At 45.9% G+C, this 19,460-nt stretch carries 17 protein-coding genes, 1 tRNA gene and 1 pseudogene; 9 read left to right on the plus strand and 10 right to left on the minus strand.

What is annotated here, in order from left to right:
- The first annotated feature begins 540 nt into the window (after positions 1-540).
- From RIG66_RS12715 to RIG66_RS12740, 6 genes are all read left to right on the plus strand, one after another.
- The gene (locus RIG66_RS12715; protein ID WP_446378528.1) at positions 541-2,238 is read left to right on the plus strand and encodes a mechanosensitive ion channel family protein; all 1,698 of its coding nucleotides are present in this window, start codon (positions 541-543) and stop codon (positions 2,236-2,238) included.
- Positions 2,239-2,595: 357 nt separating this feature from the next.
- Positions 2,596-2,817, plus strand: a complete 222-nt coding sequence (locus RIG66_RS12720; protein ID WP_446378530.1) for a hypothetical protein — start codon at positions 2,596-2,598, stop codon at positions 2,815-2,817.
- A 194-nt stretch (positions 2,818-3,011) separates the two neighbouring features.
- Complete coding sequence (locus tag RIG66_RS12725; RefSeq protein ID WP_446378532.1) at positions 3,012-3,443, plus strand: hypothetical protein; 432 nt, start codon at positions 3,012-3,014, stop codon at positions 3,441-3,443.
- Between the two features lie 74 nt (positions 3,444-3,517).
- A complete protein-coding gene (locus RIG66_RS12730; RefSeq protein ID WP_006101408.1) occupies positions 3,518-3,889 on the plus strand; it encodes a hypothetical protein in 372 nt (123 codons plus the stop codon).
- A gap of 154 nt (positions 3,890-4,043) precedes the next feature.
- The gene (locus RIG66_RS12735; RefSeq protein ID WP_446378534.1) at positions 4,044-4,448 is read left to right on the plus strand and encodes a hypothetical protein; all 405 of its coding nucleotides are present in this window, start codon (positions 4,044-4,046) and stop codon (positions 4,446-4,448) included.
- Between the two features lie 647 nt (positions 4,449-5,095).
- The gene (locus tag RIG66_RS12740; RefSeq protein ID WP_446378552.1) at positions 5,096-5,398 is read left to right on the plus strand and encodes a hypothetical protein; all 303 of its coding nucleotides are present in this window, start codon (positions 5,096-5,098) and stop codon (positions 5,396-5,398) included.
- A 572-nt stretch (positions 5,399-5,970) separates the two neighbouring features.
- On the opposite strand, the gene RIG66_RS12745 is transcribed toward RIG66_RS12740, so the two are convergent.
- Complete coding sequence (locus RIG66_RS12745) at positions 5,971-6,579, minus strand: cupin (RefSeq protein WP_446378554.1); 609 nt, start codon at positions 6,577-6,579, stop codon at positions 5,971-5,973.
- Positions 6,580-6,864: 285 nt separating this feature from the next.
- On the opposite strand from RIG66_RS12745, the gene RIG66_RS12750 reads away from it, so the two are divergent.
- The 3 genes from RIG66_RS12750 to RIG66_RS12760 all read left to right on the plus strand — a co-directional run bounded on the left by RIG66_RS12750 (position 6,865) and on the right by RIG66_RS12760 (position 8,926).
- Positions 6,865-7,119, plus strand: coding sequence for a hypothetical protein (locus RIG66_RS12750; RefSeq protein WP_446347319.1), 255 nt, complete (start codon positions 6,865-6,867; stop codon positions 7,117-7,119).
- A 450-nt stretch (positions 7,120-7,569) separates the two neighbouring features.
- Complete coding sequence (locus tag RIG66_RS12755) at positions 7,570-7,845, plus strand: hypothetical protein (RefSeq protein ID WP_446378536.1); 276 nt, start codon at positions 7,570-7,572, stop codon at positions 7,843-7,845.
- Positions 7,846-8,005: 160 nt separating this feature from the next.
- Positions 8,006-8,926, plus strand: coding sequence for an SPFH domain-containing protein (locus RIG66_RS12760; protein ID WP_446378538.1), 921 nt, complete (start codon positions 8,006-8,008; stop codon positions 8,924-8,926).
- 132 nt (positions 8,927-9,058) lie between these two features.
- Here RIG66_RS12760 and RIG66_RS12765 read toward each other — a convergent pair whose 3' ends face one another.
- From RIG66_RS12765 to RIG66_RS12805, 9 genes and pseudogenes are all read right to left on the minus strand, one after another.
- Positions 9,059-10,834, minus strand: a complete 1,776-nt coding sequence (locus tag RIG66_RS12765; protein WP_446378540.1) for an iron uptake porin — start codon at positions 10,832-10,834, stop codon at positions 9,059-9,061.
- A gap of 308 nt (positions 10,835-11,142) precedes the next feature.
- Positions 11,143-11,316 (minus strand): hypothetical protein, encoded by a 174-nt coding sequence (locus RIG66_RS12770; RefSeq protein WP_446378542.1) that lies wholly within the window; start codon positions 11,314-11,316, stop codon positions 11,143-11,145.
- A 193-nt stretch (positions 11,317-11,509) separates the two neighbouring features.
- A tRNA-Met gene (locus tag RIG66_RS12775) sits at positions 11,510-11,582 on the minus strand.
- A gap of 303 nt (positions 11,583-11,885) precedes the next feature.
- Positions 11,886-14,507: a peptidoglycan DD-metalloendopeptidase family protein gene (locus tag RIG66_RS12780; RefSeq protein WP_446378544.1), complete on the minus strand. Its 2,622-nt coding sequence runs from the start codon at positions 14,505-14,507 to the stop codon at positions 11,886-11,888.
- Between the two features lie 993 nt (positions 14,508-15,500).
- The gene (locus RIG66_RS12785) at positions 15,501-15,962 is read right to left on the minus strand and encodes a tRNA (cytidine(34)-2'-O)-methyltransferase (protein ID WP_446378546.1); all 462 of its coding nucleotides are present in this window, start codon (positions 15,960-15,962) and stop codon (positions 15,501-15,503) included.
- 179 nt (positions 15,963-16,141) lie between these two features.
- The gene (gshA, locus tag RIG66_RS12790; protein ID WP_446378548.1) at positions 16,142-17,287 is read right to left on the minus strand and encodes a glutamate--cysteine ligase; all 1,146 of its coding nucleotides are present in this window, start codon (positions 17,285-17,287) and stop codon (positions 16,142-16,144) included.
- 180 nt (positions 17,288-17,467) lie between these two features.
- The gene (locus tag RIG66_RS12795; RefSeq protein WP_446378550.1) at positions 17,468-18,382 is read right to left on the minus strand and encodes a histone deacetylase family protein; all 915 of its coding nucleotides are present in this window, start codon (positions 18,380-18,382) and stop codon (positions 17,468-17,470) included.
- 271 nt (positions 18,383-18,653) lie between these two features.
- The gene (locus tag RIG66_RS12800; RefSeq protein WP_446378556.1) at positions 18,654-19,052 is read right to left on the minus strand and encodes a hypothetical protein; all 399 of its coding nucleotides are present in this window, start codon (positions 19,050-19,052) and stop codon (positions 18,654-18,656) included.
- A gap of 15 nt (positions 19,053-19,067) precedes the next feature.
- Positions 19,068-19,310 (minus strand): annotated as a pseudogene (locus RIG66_RS12805) (type IV pilin-like G/H family protein); the annotation flags it as partial.
- Positions 19,311-19,460 lie beyond the last annotated feature (150 nt).

The raw sequence follows: 19,460 nt of genomic DNA on the forward strand, positions 1-19,460 counted from the left end.
CTGTCTATAAACCAGCCTGGAGGCACGGGGTTGTCGTGCAAGTTAAGTCGAACTGTTGAGTATGTTCAACTTGGCTTGTTCGATGACTTCAGGGCTACTGAAAACCCAGACCTCTGCGATAGCAGGTCTGGGTAGTTTATATAGTTAATCGTCCACTTCGCATCGGTTGACAACTCTTGATGGAGTTGTTTAAATACATCTTCAGTCACGGCTTCCGGTAAAAGCCGATTGAGCAGGAGTATATATCGTCGCATCAATTCAACGAAATAGATAGTTGATGGATTAGGTTAGCACTGAGAGACTTCCCTGAAACTATCTCCTAAGATGGAGGATAACTTGAAAGTATCGATTGTTAGTATTTGCTTGTAACTGGCTCCAATGCTATAACTTTTTTTGATCAAGAATTTGTATCCGGCTCAAACACAGTCATATTGCCCATTTTGCTACCTTTTGCCTCCAATTCGCTCCTGTTAATTTTTTTTTTAGTCTATATACTTGGATGTTAAGAAAAGTAACAGGTAAACAATCAGGATGAAGAATATGCGAATTTCAGCTTGGACAATTGCCGGATCAATTGCGTTAGCCGGCTGGGTCATCTCTCCAGTTCAGGCTCAGATACCCGGTTTACCCAATGTGAACATACCGACTCCGAATCCCCTCAAGCAGTCATCAGAGGATGCCGTTATTTCCGAATGTGTCCGGCTCGACGGTCGCTGTTTATTCGAGATTGCCGCACCAACATCGCAGTTCCCCCAACGAATGCAAGAAATTGAACAACGGTTACAGGATATCAGCCAGACTTACTTCAAAAACGAGAGCGCTGAATTAGAGTTTCGCCAAGAACTAGACCAACAAAGCAATTTACCTGAAATTTACGTCTCTCTGCTAGATGAGCAAGACAATCGGTTCAAAGAAGTTCGTTTGATGAGCGTTACCAATCAAGACGCTGATCTCACAGGAGTGCCGATAGAGACTAGAGCCGACGAAATTATCGAACAGCTCGAACAACAACTACCCCAGGCAAAACAGGAACGGCAACCTGATTTTTTGACGGATCGAGTAGGAGTTGCCGTTGGTACTGGCGTAGCCATGATTGTTGCCAGCTTACTCATTTATCGTTGGGAACGCCGCTTAAAACGTTCCAAACAACTGTTAGAGCCTTCTGGATCGAACGCCGAACCAATATCCACTCAACTTACCCAAAATCAACAGCGAAATGTCAAAGAAGTTTTACATCGCCTGCTGCAACTGACGCAAGGGGTTATCTGGGTGGGGGGAAGTCTACTTATTTTAAGTCTATTTCCTTACACCCGACCCCTACAGATCTTGATCCTTGCCAGTTTCCGAATTCCCGTGCGCGTGGGTATTGTCGGCTTAGGAACCTACGTGATCATCCGGCTATCTTATGCCTTAACCGATCGCTTCTCATCTGCCATTGCCAGAAATCATTTACTGACGCCAGAAAGCGCCCAGCGATCGCAGTTGCGTGTGTCAACGGTGTCTGGGGTAACCAAAAATATTATCACCTTGAGTTTTAGTGCGATCGGACTTTTAGTAGCGTTAGCGGCAATTGGGATTGACATTGGTCCCCTGTTAGCTGGTGCTGGGATCATTGGTTTAGGCTTGTCTTTGGCATCGCAAAATTTGATCAAAGATGCCATCAATGGCTTCTTCATTCTCCTAGAAGATCAGTATGCCGTTGGTGACGTGATTACCGTGGGAGATGTTGGCGGGTTTGTGGAAATGATTAATCTACGGATTACTCAGTTGCGGGATGCTGAGGGGCGATTAATTACGGTTCCCAACAGTGAAGTTAGAATTGTGGCAAATCTTTCAAGTAATTGGTCACGAGCAGATTTAAATATTCCCGTTACCTATCAAGCCGATGTTGATAAAGCATTGGATTTGGTCAGACAGGTGGCACACGAGATGCTTATGACCCAAATGTGGCGGGAGCGTATCCTGGATGAACCCGACATTTTAGGGGTAGATAATTTTGGCGATCGGGGTTTTATTATTCGCGTGTGGATTAAAACCCAGCCGTTGAAACAATGGGAAGTAGCGCGAGAGTTTCGCCGTCGTCTAAAAGCGGCATTTGATGAAGCGGGAATCCTGCTTTCAGTGCCGCAGCAAGCGCTCTGGTTTAATAACACGTTACCGATGCAATCGTTGTCGAATGGTCACTCAAATGGTAAGAGTCACCACGACGCTCAGCCAGAGTATGCTGAAATGGAATAGAGTATCGATTCAGCAACACAATTAACGGTCAAAATACATCATTCATTCTTATACAGACGTAGCATGGCTACGTCTTTTATTTTTTTTATATAGCAACCGCCATCGCTGTTAGGACACATCCGCGTCGTAGAGACCTTGCATGCAACGTCTCTACCATGGTGCGGACAGTTCTAATCGATGTGTTTACTGCTATACAATGGAAAAACACACCCCCCAATATGGCTAAACGTAAACGCAATCTATATCGCCTGTATGCGCTAATGCCCATACCCGCTACGCGAACGGCGACAAGCTTGCCCCTGCAGGGGGCTGGGTTCGTAGTCATGTCGAAAAGTTTTGAAAGAAGGTTGGTTTTCGGTGACTGTTATGGACAAAACTCACTTAAATAAAAAAGTGATAGCTAAGATAAAAATCTTTAGACAGTTTGGCTATCGTGAAGCGTCACTGCCTAGACCCGTTGAAGAAGGTACAACTGGCATAATAGTTGATTTTGGTGTTAGAAGCGGCGACCCTTACGTGAAATGGGACACAGGGCAGGAGGGTTATGTCTCTTGGTTTTGGATTGCTCTGGTGAGTTAGTGCTTAGAAAGGTTTGTTTCATTCGTGGGACTAAGGCAAAACGGCAGGTCTCAATCGCGATCCCGTAAGTTTTGTGCCTGGTCTAGAGCGCCAGTTCAGTACTTGAAATCGATACGAGAATCTCAAAAAAATCGTAACAAAAACGACAAAAATTACCCTTTAGTAGAGACGTTCCGGCGGAACGTCTCTACTAAATGATGTGTCCTAACCGCTTTGGCGGTTGCTATATCAGTAAAACCCGCCCCTACACCTCCAATCCCCAAAACCCCTCGCCATTACAGTACAAATGTACTATAATAGAACTATCAAAGATTTTACGCCCTGAACGCCTGATCCCTAAACCATTCAAGATTGTCGCCATGATTAAGCATTACATCCTCAGCATCAACCCCAACGCCGAGTACGAGTGGGAACAGCGCATCCTACGCCACCCGATCACCGCAGAACGCCCGGATTTTGCCAGTTTAATCGCCCAAGCCGTGGGGGACGAATCGGGATCGTATTTAGTCGAGGTGAATATTGAAGTTAACCTTTTAGAGAAAGCCCCAAATCCTCAGCCTCAAAGGAATTCCATGGATGGAGCCACCAAGACAGTCCAGTCCCAAGCTTCGGAATGGGTGGCGTAGTCGGTTAACTCTCTAGCTTGGATAACCGGATAAAGGATTGTCCAGATTGATACTTTCATACAGGAAGATTGACGATGAACATGAGTCAGTACCCCGCCGCGATCGCACAAGCCGCTCAAACCGTTAATGATTTGGACTCCCAAATTCAAGCGGTGCAACTTAACATTCATCGCCTAGAAGCCAGTATCGACAAGCAAATCGCCTTTGATTCTGAGTTAAAAAATGACTCACAACGCAAGGCGCGTCGATTTGAGCTACTAGAGGTGAATTTGGAATATCAGCACGCCCTCAACACCGTCATGCGGTTAACCAATCAAAAGGCGAACGCTGTGGCGAACTTGGAATACTTGCGGAATCAGTTCAGTGTTGCCAAACTGGAAGCTCGACTGGCAATCGCCCGCCAGCTTAATGGTTCAGATATTGGTGATCTGTTGCTGGGCGTGTAATCGCATAGTCTTTTTGAGTGTTGAGAGTGTAGGAGAGTGTAGGGAACTCTTGATCAAGGGTTCCCTACTGATGGTAGTTCAACGGTGCAATAGACGAAAATAGTTATAGTTGCAAAACCCTGTTCCAGGCTGGGTAAGTTGCCCAAAATAAACTATGACTATTGTGACCTCTCAAGAAATTGCCCAATTCCGTTCTCAGCTTTCCCATAACCCCGAAGCGATGCAAGCGCTGGATGCGATTGAGGATTGCGAGGGGGATTTAGAAGACGCCGCGATCGCACTCGCGATTCGAGCCGGACAACAACCCCAAAGCGATAATGCTCGATGGTTAGACGATTTAGCCAAAAAATGCCGTGCGGTTATTTGTAAGCCGGAATTTCGCCAAGAATTGCTCAATGGCTCTTATTCTCAGGTGATTGAATACTTAGCAGGGACACCCCTACTTCCGGCGATTCTAGCAACACCAGTCCTGATGTCTGCTCTGAGCCAAGGCGTGACTAACTTTTGTGAACCGATTGATGCTCACTTTGAACAGGTTTACGGCGATCGCTCTCCTTAGTCGGTGCATCCCCATGCCAGTCAACGCAACACCAGTACAGCAGTCAAGGGAGTGAGGAAACAAGTTCTGTGATATCGCGATCGCACCAGGTCACTTTAAAATCACTAGAACACTGTGAGCTAGACCAATACTCTCCCATTTTACAGTCGGTAGTATAAAGGCGTTGCACTAGACTAGACGACCCACGACCTCCAGTGGGTCTTTTTTGTGTTCGTTCATAGTTATGCTTGTAGTTGCGCTGTCTTCGCCAGTTCATAATTGCGCGGTCTTTACCATAAACCGCCCTATTCCTTTTATTTCTTCTCAACCTGTTGTATCACAGCTAGCATAACTAGCGACAGATATTCCGATTCATGCAGAAGCATTTGTGCCAGCTACTTCAATAATTTACTGATTCAATTCATTGAGCATCAAGTTGACCAAAATAAGATTCAAGTTGTCCCCACAACGCACTCACCCCAATTACTTAGACTTCTCCGTATAACAATAGCCAATTGTCAGCGAATTTATAGTTGTGGCAATAGTCATTAAGTCGCTATCGGTAAATCCGCGATCGTTTGGGAGAATCGATGTAATTTGTCTTATGGGGTAACAAATTTTATAATAGATCAAGCTGATGAGTATAAATGTGGAATTTTATGAGAACTATGATATTGGATGAATTTACTCAATTAACGGCGAAACATGAAAAATGTCCTTCTGAATTACCCAAAGCGCTGCAAGCGTTGTGGTATGACAAAAGAGGGGATTGGCACCGAGCGCATGATATCGTGCAGAATGCCAGCGATAGTGATAGTGCATGGGTTCATGCTTATCTTCATCGCGAAGAAGGTGACTTAAGCAATGCCCGTTATTGGTACAGACGCAGTGGACAGTCACAATTTAACGGTGAATTGAGCCAAGAATGGGAATTCATCGCGTCTAATCTGTTGGATAAAGTCAACGCCTAAATTCTAGGGCTGGGTTTAACCACTGTAGGGGCGGGTTGAGCCATTAAATTCAAATATTCACCGATAAATGAACAACAAAACCCGCCCTGATTCAGGTTCGTACTAAGAGCTAAAGCTCTTAATCCTGTTGGGTTTTCTTGACAGCTTACTTCTTTCACCCTCAAGACATTATCTGGCATAAACTCAATTCACTGTTTTTGCCCAATACCTCAAACCTTTATAATTGCCTTTTCATTTGAGAGGTAAACAATCAACCCAAAGAGCCAACGTGATCGCCTCCAGTCTTCACACCCTTCAACCGAGAGCTGAAAGCCTCATTTTACCATCGATCTCTGTCTCCTGATGGGTACAAACCAGCTTAAGTTGACACCAATGGGCAATGCCGTGTCCCTACAATAGGTTGCTTGCGCCTGATTTACCTGATTTATAGCAGGTCGCGCTGGTGTATTTACAACTCCCTTCTCTGAAGCTGAGTCCAGATGGGATGTTCGTGCAAACAAAGTGTAACTAGACCAGTGCGAAGCGCTATAACTGTCAAATCTATGCCACTATTTTAGCTGTGCCACGCCAGATTAGAAGTTTTTAGCGGTGTGAGTAATCGGATCAAACTCAAATCGTTGCTGATAATCTGTTTTTCCATAAAGATTAAATGTAATCGTCGGTTCCTCTCCCATCACTTCTACATGGTGAATCGCATCAGGCATAAAGCTGATAATATCGCCAGGAACCAGAATCTGTTCACCCACCTTTTCGATGCGATCGGGAAATTCTGAATCCGTAGTCCGTCGCCAAAATGTATTTTTTTCTTCACCACTAATTAACGCTACCACTCCCCAAGCGGCATGATTATGAATCGGAGAGACTCGTCCGGGTAACCAAACCACCGTCTGCACAGTTAAGGAGAACTCTGGTTCATCATACAGCATCAAGACAGACCACCCTGTATCGGGATTCGGTTCGCGATATTCCCCCTGTAACCAGTAGGAACTCGTCAGTAAACGGCGGACTAACGGGCGAATTTGTTCTAGGCGTTGGCGATCATCTTTGGTGGATTCGAGAATATCTTCTACATCGGTGAGAAATCGATAAAGTCGATAATAGCCTGTAGATATTTCACTCTCTTGGAGATTACAGGCTAGACAGTCTCCATTCTCTGTTACTAACCAATCACTACTTTCCATCATTTATTTTATAGCTAGAGTATAATCAGGGGCAATTTTTTATCAGGTTTCGCCATACCGTCAATTTTGACAAATTAATTTAGGGAAAATCTGAGTTTTTCCTGAGAAAATCCAGGTTTATCCTGAACCTGCCTAATCCAACCAGCAATCTTTGACCACAGTCTCAGCGAATTCCAAGCTGTTTTTAAGGGGAATTTAAGCTTCTTAGGGTTAAGTATTGCCTAAGCCCCGGCAGATTTCTGGGCGATGACGTACCAATCCTTGTATCATAGAAACCAGAAAAGAATGAAAGTTAACTACATTGCGACACTCACCATTGCCTCTATTCTAGGTCTGGGGCTAGCAACGGGCTGTGGTAATCCCTGTGCGGCAAAGCCGGGTCCCGAAGGCGGGACTGAAACTCAAGCGAATCCCTGTGCGGGTAAAGAAAACCCTTGTGCGGGTAAGGCTAATCCTTGTGCGGCGAAAGAAAACCCCTGTGCGGGTAAAGCGAATCCTTGTGCTGCTAAAGAGAATCCTTGTGCGGGCAAGACGAATTAATCAGCCTGTAGATTGACGACTTCTGTTATAAAGGCGCGAAGGTGAAGGTTCGCCGCGATTTACTCAGAGAAATGAGACTCAGACAGAACTGACACTTGCTTTACCGTCAAACCACCATCTGTAGGGGCAATTCATGAATTGTCCCTACTTTTTTCGCTTAAATAGCTGAAACGACTACTTAACCAGCGTCAAATCCTTACTATTCCCTGTTCCCTGTTCCCTTGTCCTCACACTCAACTTTAATTGTGTCTGACTACACTTATACCGATACACGCTTGTGGACGCAACACCGACTTGTGAGTGTTCATACACATCTGTTCGTTGTGTATAAATGAGTATAGATAATTGAGATAAGAATTAAATTAAACATTGTTTCTGGTTGTTCAAGAGGACAGCATAACCGCTGTTAATTTAGGCTAATACCAGAATTGATTATCTCGCTCAAAACTCATGAAAACCCTAACAAAGTGGATAGCAATAGGCACACTCGATCTTATCTTCTGTTTTTGGATTTTAGGTAATGCCGCAAATCTAGTTAGTTCTCCCAGTGACCAAAAAGTTTGGTTAGGCGTCAGTTATTACGTCGTGGGATTACTCGTTGTACCGGGAGTTTCTGTCAGTCATGTCGCCGCAAGACTTCATAATGCTCAAGTTCGACACAAGCAGATAAAAGAAGCTTTCCCAGATTGTGATGTTTCCTTGGTTGAACTTTTGGATGTCAACTGAAGAAATCATTAATTTTATCTCTTCATCAGTTGCACGATATGTAGAGACACCTAGAATGGCATGATTCAACCAAACTTTTAAACTTTTGTCTTGTAACCTCTCCAATATTGTGCTGAATAGGATTGGCACTTCAGACAGGTTTATTTACCCATTAAAGACTATGAAAAATCTACCTCGTCGTTTCTTTAAACTTACTGGAATAACGGCTGCTTTAGCAATTATTGCATCGGGTTGTGGTGCGGTTCCTGGAAGCAGTGTTAAGCGGATACCTGCTGGCTATGTCGGACTAAAAGTCGAGCTTTATGGTGAAAATCGTGGGGTACAAAATGCAACGATTAGTACAGGAAAGGTTTGGTATAATGGCTACACTGAGGAAATCGTCGTTTTTCCAGACCACGTTCAGTATTATATCTTAACGGCTTCAACGGAAGAAGGCTCTCCAGTTGATGAAAGCATCAGCTTTGGTGTCGGTGGTACAACGGTTAATGCGGATGTTTCCCTGTCGTATTTTTTCAACACCCAGAAAATTAAAGACTTTTACGGGAAGTATCTGAAAGATCCGGAACAGTTTAAAGCCACTTTAGTTCGCAGCGAAACCCGTAATTGCTTTAACCAGTCAGCTACTGGTTTGAAACCTGAAGAAATTGTGGGAAATAAGCAGGCACAATTACTCAAAGATGTCCAAACTTGCTTGAACAATAAATTTGGTGCTGTTGGCGTTACGTTTGATTCCGTCGGGTTTGTCAGTAAGCCTCGATTTGACGAGTCCATTGAAGCCCAAATAACGGCTCGTTTCCAAGCTGAACAGCAAGCCGTAGCTGCTAAAGCACAGCTTGAAGTCGCCGAAGCCGAATCTAAGCGAAAAATTGCTGAAGCGAGGGGAGAAGCCGAAGCTTCTCGGATTAAAGCTTCAACCGTTTCTCCTTTAACGATTCGTTTGCGAGAGTTAGAATTGCAAGAGGAAATGATTAAGAAATGGGATGGAATTCTACCCACGTATTTAGGTGGAACGGCACCATTTCCTTCCTTTGATCCGAATGCGGGTCATTCGCTACCGTCGGCGAGTACAGCGAAGAAGTAATTCGTCATTTGTCATTTGTCTAAGAGTTTGATACCCAGGGAAAAAGTCCACAAGTGATAAAGTGAGTTACTTAAGCGGATTTGGTATTAGATCCCCGACTTCTTCAAGAAGTCGGGGATCTGCCAGCAACAATTAAAAAGTGAATGTGGTTCTCACTGTACCAATCACGGCATCGCTGTTATCAGAATTTTGGTTGGGAGAGGTTAACCAAATGATACCCGGTGTGATCGAGAGATTATCGCTCACTTGATATTTGTAGAACCCTTCGATATGATAAGCAAAATCTCGATTAAAGTTGTTGGTTCCTCCGGGAACGTCTAATCCTCTCAGCGTCGGTTCTGCACCCGCAACAATGGCAGCTAAATTCCCCTCTTTTCCTAAATCAGGAAAAACTAAACCTAACGCAAAATTCCAGATATCAGCATCACCTAATCCAATTAAACGGGCGTCAGTTTTACCAACCCAGCCATTAACCAAAAAGCTAGGACTAAATTTGAGGGAGGCTTCTATTCCGTAAGAGTTGCTGACAACTGGAGTGCTGAGGGTATCGGCTGATAAATTGGTTGCATTTGCTAATTGAGCCGGATTGAGATTAGCAAAGGCTGTACCTGTTCCACCTAACAGAAAGCGTCTGGCACCATCTCCATCATTAAAACTGCCATCGTCATAAGCATGGACGTAGGTTAATCCAATTTTAAACCGACTGCCATAAACAATTTGGGCAATTCCGGAATAATTCCCGTTGAACAACCCATTATCCTCTCCAGGATTACTGGCGGTGTTGGAAATGTAGCCCAAATCTACTCTCAGATTATCACTGGGTTTCAGCGCGATCGCAGCCCCTGCGCCAAAGGGTCCAATTCGATAGATGGGATTGCGTTCAGCAAAGCGGGAAATGGCATTAGAACCCCCGGCTAAGCCTTCTAAGAAAGGGTTAACGGTATCCACGTAGTAGTGGTGTAAGCCATTATTTGCCACAATTTGTACTGTGGCTTTGTCTCCCAGGGGAAAGCGGTAGCGCAGAATGTCGATAATCACATCATTGCCGTTATCACCATCGTAGGTAAAGCGCCCTTCTTGAGTAAACTGTGATCCATCGTCAAAGGTTACACCATTTCTTGCCAGGAGTAGGGCAGCGTTACCTGCCTGGAGACGAGTTTGCAGCATATCCTTCCCGGTGAAGCTAGTCAGGAAGTTGAGGCGAACGCGATCGTGAAAAACGGTATTTACATCATCACCAACTTCATCCCCAAACGCATCCGCCAAACCAAAGATAACTTCCCCTGATAGTTTTGTGGTTGTGGAAAATTGATTGTCTTCTAAAAATGCCACTCGACCTTCTAAATTATCAACCCGCGCTCCTAAGGTGGCAAGTTCTGCTTCAAATTCTTCAATTAAACGTCGTAGAGTGGGCAATCCTTCAATGTTATCGGGAACGTTGCCAATTAAACGCTCAATTTGCTGTAAACAGGCATTTAATCCAGCCGCAAATTCATAGCGCGTCATCGCCCGATTACCCCTAAATGTGCCATCAGGATATCCAGCAATACAGCCATACCGTTCAACTAGCGATCGCAAGGCTTCATACGCCCAGTCTCCCGGAGAAACATCTCGCAGTTGGGAAACGTTGGTTATTTGTTCCATTCCCTGATTTTCCCTAGCGTCCAATTCTAGGGAGGGTACAGGGGTTTCCGGTGTCGCTGATGGGTTTAATTCCTCCGTCTCCAGCGCCGCATCTGGAACCGGAATTTCCAGATTCAGGGGCGTTTGGGCAATTGAACTCGGCTGTTGGGTATTATCCCTTCGGGTAGGTTCACCTGCGATCGCGGCGGTAGACACCCAAATTGTTATCCCTAAAATTGTTGGAACATTCAGTAAGGCAATCCTAGAAACTTTAGGTTGATTCACGTTCGTCTCTCACACCAGATAGAGTTTTTTGTGAGATTCGCCAACAAAATAACTGTCCCTGGAATTTTTTGTTCCAGAGGTTTTATACTGTCTGGGTTAATCTCAGGTTAACCTTATCGACGCTATCAGCTTTTTTTGTATTAATTGATGCAAACTGTCCAGCTTCTATGCCAAAATTGAATCAAATATATCCGTTTACTGCAAATCAAGCTCCATCAATGCAGGTTGAGAGGTTTAAAAAATCCTATAACCAATAAAGCTATAGGAGTTATTTTGTTAAATTATCAGCAAGTTAGGAGATAATTGCTTTATTCTTCTTGTTCAAGTTCCTTCAACTCCTCTCTATACTTTTCTACTGCTGACTGCAATAGCATCTGAGCCATCGGAATACCTATTTTTTCAGAGATAATTTTCAGCTTCCTGTGGAGGTCATTTGGTATCGTCACTTTGAGTTGCTTGTTTTTATCGCGGTCAATAGGCATTTGAGTAAGGACTTAGACACCCTATAAGAATACCCTGAGTAGGCTATATCCTGCTCAGAGTCTTGATCTTATGGACTTTGTGAGGGTTACTAAGTCCTTGTCAATAGTCAAATCAATAAAAATTCAGGGGAACAGTCCTACCGTAACTAAGGCTATTTCCCCGAAAAGCTTACTCTATAATGTTTCTAACAAATGGCTCAGGTCGGATTTGAACCAACGACCTTGGGCTTATGAGTCCCCTGCTCTAACCACTGAGCTACTGAGCCGTTTTTTTTCACAGCCTCCTTAATTTAGCATAAAGCTTACGTGAACACAAGCACCTTTTCCAACATCTATCCCAGATGAATGCCACTGACTTAAGGCTGGTGGGCAGTGTCCACCCTACGGTATATCAAGGGTTTCTCTGAACCCGAAAGACTTGGTTCGTAGTCAGGGCTTTAGCCCTAGATTCGGTTGGATTGAGCGAAGTCGAAACCCAACCGAATCTAACTACACCATTTAAGCTGTGTCCCGCCAGAAGAAACGTTGCAGGCAACGCCTCTACACACTTCTGTCGCTAGGAGAACCAACTACCGCTTATCGGGTAGAAAAGCCATTGGATTAACGGCTCCGCGTCCTCCTGGATGAACCTCAAAGTGCAAGTGGGGTCCGGTACTGTAACCCGTACTACCCATTTCCGAAATTTGTTGCCCTTGGTCAACCTCTTGACCCCGGCGCACCAAAATTCGATGGTTGTGGGCATAGAGGGTCAAGCTACCATCCGGATGTTTGATTTCCACCAATTTGCCGTAGCCACCGGAATTCCAACCAGCGGTGACGACAACACCAGGGGCAGCTGCCACAATCGGTGTACCAATAGGAGCCGCAATATCAATCCCCTTGTGCATACGTCCCCAACGCCTCCCGTAGCCAGAGGTTAAAACCCCCTTGCTGGGCCAAATATAGCCATTAAATGGGGCAGGGCTGTCCGGCAAGTACATATCCGGAGCGGACAGAGGAGGCAATTGAGGTGCAACCGTTGTCCCAACCGGGGTTTGCAGCATCGGGTTATAACTTGCTGGTGGGGCTGGGGCGGCGGCTACAACCTGCTCCTTCGGTTCAGATGGAGTTGCCGCAGGTGGCGGTACTGCGATGGGAACTGAAGCCGATTGAGTTTCCTGTTCATACCGCTGTGGATTGAATTCCGGATTGACCCTAACGGGTGTTGATTGCTCAGCTACACTCGGCGCAACTGGCGCAGATGGAACCACCACTTCGCTCGGGGAACGAGTCTGACCCGTGGTTTGCTGACGGCGATATTCTGCCCGCATTCTCAGAATATCCGCCCTCAAACGTTCAACGTAGGGGTTGTCCCCGGCATTAGCGGGCTGATTCCGTTTCGCCTCTAATGCGATAGGGGTATTGGTTGGGGCGTTTTCACCAACGGAGGATTGGGCAAGAACAGTTGATGAAGCGGTTGGCGGTTGAGATGTTGGTACTGTTGGGGTAATCGGTGAGGCGGATGTTGCTGTGGTGGGAACAACGACTCTGGGTGCTTCAACCTCTGGTTGGACTGAGCGAGTAACTGAATTGTTGGATTGCTCCTGAATCCCCGGTAAAAACGTGACTCGTTGCTCAGATGACTCAGCCGATGGCGGCGTGGGAATGGTGAGTTGTTGATTGACCCGAATCAGGTTGGGATTATTTAAGCCGTTCGCTTGAATTAATTCAGAACGGGATAAACCATAGCGACGTGCGATCGCGTCTACCGTATCTCCCGGTTTAACCTCGTAAGTATTCGTCGCCGCTCTATTGGCTACCACCGTTTCCATCACCACGGGCTGCGGTGTTGGGGGTTGAGCAGTGATTTCTGGCGTTGTGACGGGTTCCAGCTTTGAATTGGGGAAGGTGATCGGTGTTTGGTCTTCCGATACCTCTTGTGAGGTCAAATGCTCTGGACTTGGCGTAGGAACCGGAATCACCACGGATGAGGGTGATGGCTTCGGTGTGTTTTCCTCAATCGCCAGAGACGCGGCTGTGTCTGGAGTGGGAACCGGAATCACCACAGACGATTCCGATGAGCGAGCCGCTTTGGATTCTGATCCTGAGGCGGCTTCGGAGGCTGGAGTGGGAACCGGAATCACTACGGGTGACTGGTATCCATTAACCCCTAAGGACTCTACCGTCGGTGAGGCGGCAATTTCTGGTGTCGGAACCGGAATAACGACGGGAGATTGAGATTGATTGACCGCCGTTGAGTCTACTGTCGGTGATGCCGCAATTTCCGGAGTGGGAACTGGGATACCAATAGGACTGTTAGAATTCGTCGCCGCTGACGCTGGGGTACGTTCTGCCCCTGGGAGACGGGTTGCTGACGCCGATGGCGTCGCTGCTGTTGCTGTTCGGTTGATGGACTCCTCAGACCTCAACTCCGCCAGACTGTCATTTAAGCGGTTCCGTTTGTGCTTTAAATTATCAACAGCAACATCTTGTCTCGCCTTGAGCAGGTCATCGACCTGACCCGGAACGGTGACAGATTCACCCGTTTTGAGCTGACCGGATGCGGATACCCCGGTAGAGTTCCGTAACTGATTTGGCTCGACTCCGTAAGATTTGGATACGGATTTGACCGTTTCCCCCGGTTTAGCCTCGTGAACAATACCGTTCACGGTCGGGATTTTTAGCGGCTGTCCAACTGCAAGATTGGCGTTGGGTTGGACAGAATTCGACGCCGCGATCGCTTCTGGAGCTACTTTATAGGTTTGCGAAACCTCCCATAGCGTTTGCCCTTCCTGTACATTGTGTTGTACGACAGGTGTCGATTGGGCTGGCGATTGGGCTGGGGTTGGAGCTGGTGTAGCTCGCGGCAGTTTCGAGAGCTGGGCAACAACGTCTGGTTCGCTTTCTGTTGGCACAGACGCAGGCGTTGACACGCCAACAGGCAAAGTTGTCAGCGTTGGCTCAGAGGCAATGGGTTCCAAGGCTAAGGCTTCATCACCTTGTTGGGGTAACAACAAGCTGGAAGCTCCCATGGAAATTGCCAATCCAATCATGGCAGCAGAAGTCCTAGCTCTGCGGTTGCCTTCGGTCGGAATGGTTGCGCCGACTGGCGGCTTCTCCCCAGAAAGCTTCAACAAAGCCTCAAAGGAGTGGGCGGAGTTGGCTGCACACGAAGGAACCTGTTTAACCTTCTGCGTAAATGTCCGTTTCAAAAACGACCTCCTAGTGTGTGACGAGCACTGAACAGTTCCTAAATGGTTTTCCCAGTCAATGAGGGATCTCACCCTAAAATGTGATTTAGATCACGGACAGTGAACATACTTAGGCAAGAGTACCCTGCTTTTTTGATTTAGACAAGCTAATCTGACTGGATAAATTTCTAGTTGTTGACGATCACCGCTCGATTCACCCTTTATTAAGCCATAACTCGCTGTCTCTGGACGAATATATTTTCATACTTGATCAACGAGACACAGTTGATAGTCGGGCGGTTTTTGTCAAGGGTTGTGCATAGAACATACAGACTTGACGGGCTTTTCTCCGGAAGAGGGCTAGAGTTTCAAACCGAACTCTAAAGTCGGTTTGTTGCTTTCTCAGCCTTCCAGACTATCCGGTGATCGCAGGATTTAGCAACTGTATAGAGCTCAAGCTCATAGTCTAGCAACCGATAGCTTAGCAGTTAACGATTACAGACGGCACTTTACGTGAATTTTTGGTAAAGAACAACCGTACAGTCTACCCAAGCTTCCCCGGGTTAGGAACGCTGTTGTCGGTGACTTCCCCTCTGCTAAAATTGCGCTTCCTCTTGCGGAGATAGGGTTTGAGGCTCCTGAGGCAACCGAATTGGGATGATTAAAATCTATCAATCCGCCTCAATTGGGCAGGACTCTTTTGTATAGAAATTTCTTATCAAAGGAGTGGCTTTTCCGTATTCTAGATAGCTGAATTCCGCCTGATTAATTTTTTGGCGGAGATAAATTGAGAAGATGCCATCTGCACAAAGGGGGAACTTGTTAAATTTTAATTAATTTTAATTAAACATTGATCCGATTAAATAAAGTTATATATACGGCAGCCTACATAAATGTAGTATCTTGTTGTACGCTTAAATGCTTCAGGTCAAGCCAAGTCTCAGGAATTAGCGGCTGCTGAAGGTGGAAGCTTCTTCTTATTAAATACTTGAACGCTATCCGGGAATGGTCTTCCTAGATCAGGTATCCCAATTGACGCCGTGCTTCAAACAAACCCAAAGCCGCGCTGACGGAAAGATTTAAACTGCGAACACCGGTTTGTGTCATTGGAATAACCACAGTTGAGCCACAACGGGTTAAAACGGATGGGGACAGCCCTTGAGTTTCGCTGCCAAATAACAGCCAGTCATTGGGTTGAAATTGGAATTGAACATAACTGTATTGCCCAGAAGTGCTGAAACCAATCCATCGCCCTCCCAGCTTTTGGGAAACCTGATTAAATGCCTCCAAGGTTTCATGGTAGTGAAACTTGACATAGGGCCAATAATCAAGTCCGGCTCGCTTGAGGTAGCGATCGCTAATTTCAAATCCCAAGGGTCCAACGAGGTGTAACTCCGTGTCTGTAGCGGCACAGGTACGGGCGACATTGCCTGTATTGGGCGGAATTTGGGGGCAAACTAAGACAACCCTAAGCATAAAACCTCAAACCTCTTTTCAATCCTACCCTACACACTCAGGGAGACTGAATGAATTGGATTAGACCCATTGGAAATTGTGATAGTATATGTTTTTTTAATATCAGCTTTTGGGGAGAAGCTGATTAGATATTTTAATTTTTCGCCCGAACAGTCTTGACAAATCATCCCTTCTGGTTATTAAGCCACCAAAGCCTGACACAATTTATCTTCAAGTTCGTTTTCTTGTTCCGCCATGTCTTGAATCGCTCGGTTGAGAATTTGCTGCGTGTCAAAGCCCACAGATTGCAGTTGTAACCACTGTCCGGCTGTATTCCCTTGGCGGAGAATCTTTTTCAGGGGCGAGAGGAAGCAACTGAAGCCTTTCGCTTTGGCAATGGGTAAAACTTCTTGATAGAGTTCATCAATCCATTCCCTTGCCGAAATCGTTCTGCCATCCTGCCAATGGGTGAGTTTTGCATCTAAGCTAGAACGGGCAGCTGCCATTTCGTTAGCTTCGGTGAGGGTTACTAAGTCAGCAGCGCGAGTTGATACGTGACTCCCGTAGAGAGGGTCAAGACTCGGATCATTTAAAAGCTGGGTTAAACGGGCTTCCAGTAAGGCAGTTACCGCCAGCAGGGCAATCGGATCAACGACTAAATCACAAATTCTCAATTCCAGACGATTTAAATCATAAGGGCGTCGATTACCATTGGGACGAACCGATGACCAAAGATGGCGCACGTTACACATGGTTCCGGCTTCGAGTTGGGCTTCGGTCCACTCAATAAAATGAGCATGGCTTTCAAATAGGGGAACCTGAGACGGCGTTTGGGGAAAAATCGCCCAGCGCGTGGAGTGATATCCTGTGGCTTGTCCGTCGAGAAAGGGAGATGATGCGCTTAACGCCAGGTATAAGGGCGCTTCTACTCGTACCAGACGGCAGGCTTGCATCAACAGTTCTGGGTCAGAAATGCCCACATTGATATGAACACTAGCCGTGACCACATTACTGCCATAGGTTTGCTCAATGTAGTCATGATAAGGGTTTTGCGGATCAGAGCGGTAGAAGCGATCGCTCCCCCCTAGAGACAGGGTACTGCCGGGAATCAGGGTGTAGTTTCCCAGAGTTTTCAGATAAGCGCGGAGGTGCTGGCGTGGGCGTACCAAAGCGCATAAGAGGCGGTCATAGCAGCATAAAGGAGCAGTGGTATATTCGACATTGCGGGTATCCGGTTCCCGCATGAAGCCATCCAAGGATGCCACAATCCGATCAGAAAGACCGACAATCTCCCCAAGGGGAGTGCCAGTATACATTTCAATTTCAAAACCTTTCGATAGCAGCACAGTATCTCCTAGAGCTGGGTAGAGCAACCTCTTAACTCTTCAAGTGTATCAGTGGAGAGCGATTGATTATAAATTTTGAATTATCCTAATCTTGAGCATAAGCAAGAGTAGGGTTTCAATCGATTGGTCAAATCTTCCGTTCCCTGTTCCCTGTTCCCTGTTCCCTGTTCCCCGTTCCCTTCACACAAGATGACGATAAACATCATTAGCGGCACGATGGAGGAGAGAGTGACGGTAGATTAAAGCCTTCATATCATCTCCATAGCCACCTCCAATCACACTGGCGACAGGATAACCTGCGGCGATACAGGTGCTGAGTACCTGCATTTCACGGCGGTAAATTCCCGTATCGGTTAAGGCTAGCTTACCAAAGCGATCACAGGCGTGGGTATCTACTCCAGCATCATAGAGAACTAAGTCAGGCTGGAAGTCAGACAAGATATCGGGGAGATAGTGGGCTAAGGTTTGTAGGTAAGCATCGTCATCAATGCCCACAGGGAGAGGAATGTCAAGATCACTTTTTTGTTTAGTGGCGGGGAAATTGACCTGACAGTGCATCGAGAAGGTAAAGACAGTGGAGTCATTTTGGAAAATAAACGCTGTACCATCTCCTTGATGAACATCCAAATCAAGAATTAGGATTTTTTGGACTAATCCCAGAGTCTGGAGAACACGAGTTGCGATCGCCAAATCATTAAAGATACAAAAGCCTGATCCGTAGCTGGGAAACGCATGATGAGTTCCTCCCGCCGTATTACAAGCAATACCATGAGTCAGGGCAAGTTGAGCCGTCAGAATTGTCCCGCCAACCGCCGTACAGGTTCGCGTTACTAAGCCGGGACTCCAGGGTAATCCAATCCGGCGCTGGGCTTTCGGGTCAAGTGTACCGTTACAGTAGGCTTGGATGTAGTCAGGGGTGTGGATGAGTTGAATCCATTCTCTGGGTGGGGAGTTGGGAGTGTGGATGTGTTCAGGAGTGACAATCGTATCGGCGAGGAGGAGTTCACAGAGTTTGCCAAATTTGGACATGGGAAAACGATGTCCGGGTGGAAGGGGGGTAACGTAGTCGGGGTGATAGACGATTGGCAGGTTCATGACGGTAGTCAATAGTCAGTCATGAACTATTGTCATTGATTGGTTCCTCCCCGTTTCATTGATCGCTGTACAGGCTTATTTCTCTGTCGCTGACATTGAGAGCCTGGAAATAAATTTCCGGCTCAAAGCTAAAGTAAGCTAAAGCTTACTGGGGAAGCGTTTGAACCCGTTTTAACGGGTTTAAGCTTTTAGCCCGAACTTTAGTTCAGGGCTTAATTCTCTTTCGGAAGGAAGAGGCTTAGGGCAATGTAAACCTGACTGGTGTTGCTGACTAATCATTTCCATAGTTCGCGATCGCGTCCAACATTTTCTCCCTACCACCATAGTACGATTGGATGGTTTCAGCGATTGCCAGGGCGCGATCAGATTTCCCCGCCGCCGCTAACTCGCGCACGATTGTATCCAAGATACTGACTTTTACCCAGAAGTTTTCAATGGTTTTAGCAACTTGAATGGCTTGCTCATACTGTTTGGCTTCTATTAACTCGTGTATAATTGCAGCGAATACATTGTCTTTAGCTGCATCATTTTGTAGCGTTTTAGCCCTATTTAGCGCTTGGGTATATTTGCCATTTTGGGCATAATTTAACGATTCATAAATTAATTTGCTATCTTCTCCAAAAGTCGTAGACCTTTCTGAATCATAAGAGTCTACTCTTTTTGTACCCATTCCACATCCTAGTACACCATTGCTTAAAACTGGAGGAGTAGGATGTTTCATCCCAGGAGATTTCGATTCACAGAAAATTGCTACTGTTGTTAACTTGCTAGTATCCTGGTTATTGGATTCTATAAATACACCGCCAACAAAGCTTTTAAGGTGGCTTTGCTTAGAAATTGCATAGTTAAAAGCATATAAGGGAGTAGCATGAGTTGAATAGATGTAATATTGGGTTTCCGTTGCTATTCCTAAACCAAGATTACCCATGTAATCAGAAAAGTAATAAGCTGTTCGGCATTTAAATAGGGTATAATTAAAATAGGAAATCCGAAAAACGAAAAAAATATGCCAGCCAAAAATTATTTGAAACCCGCTCAAAAAGAAAAATTACAAGTTGCTCTAAAAACCGAGAAAAAT

This window comes from Coleofasciculus sp. E2-BRE-01 (assembly GCF_040221695.1).
GTDB lineage: Bacteria > Cyanobacteriota > Cyanobacteriia > Cyanobacteriales > Coleofasciculaceae > Coleofasciculus.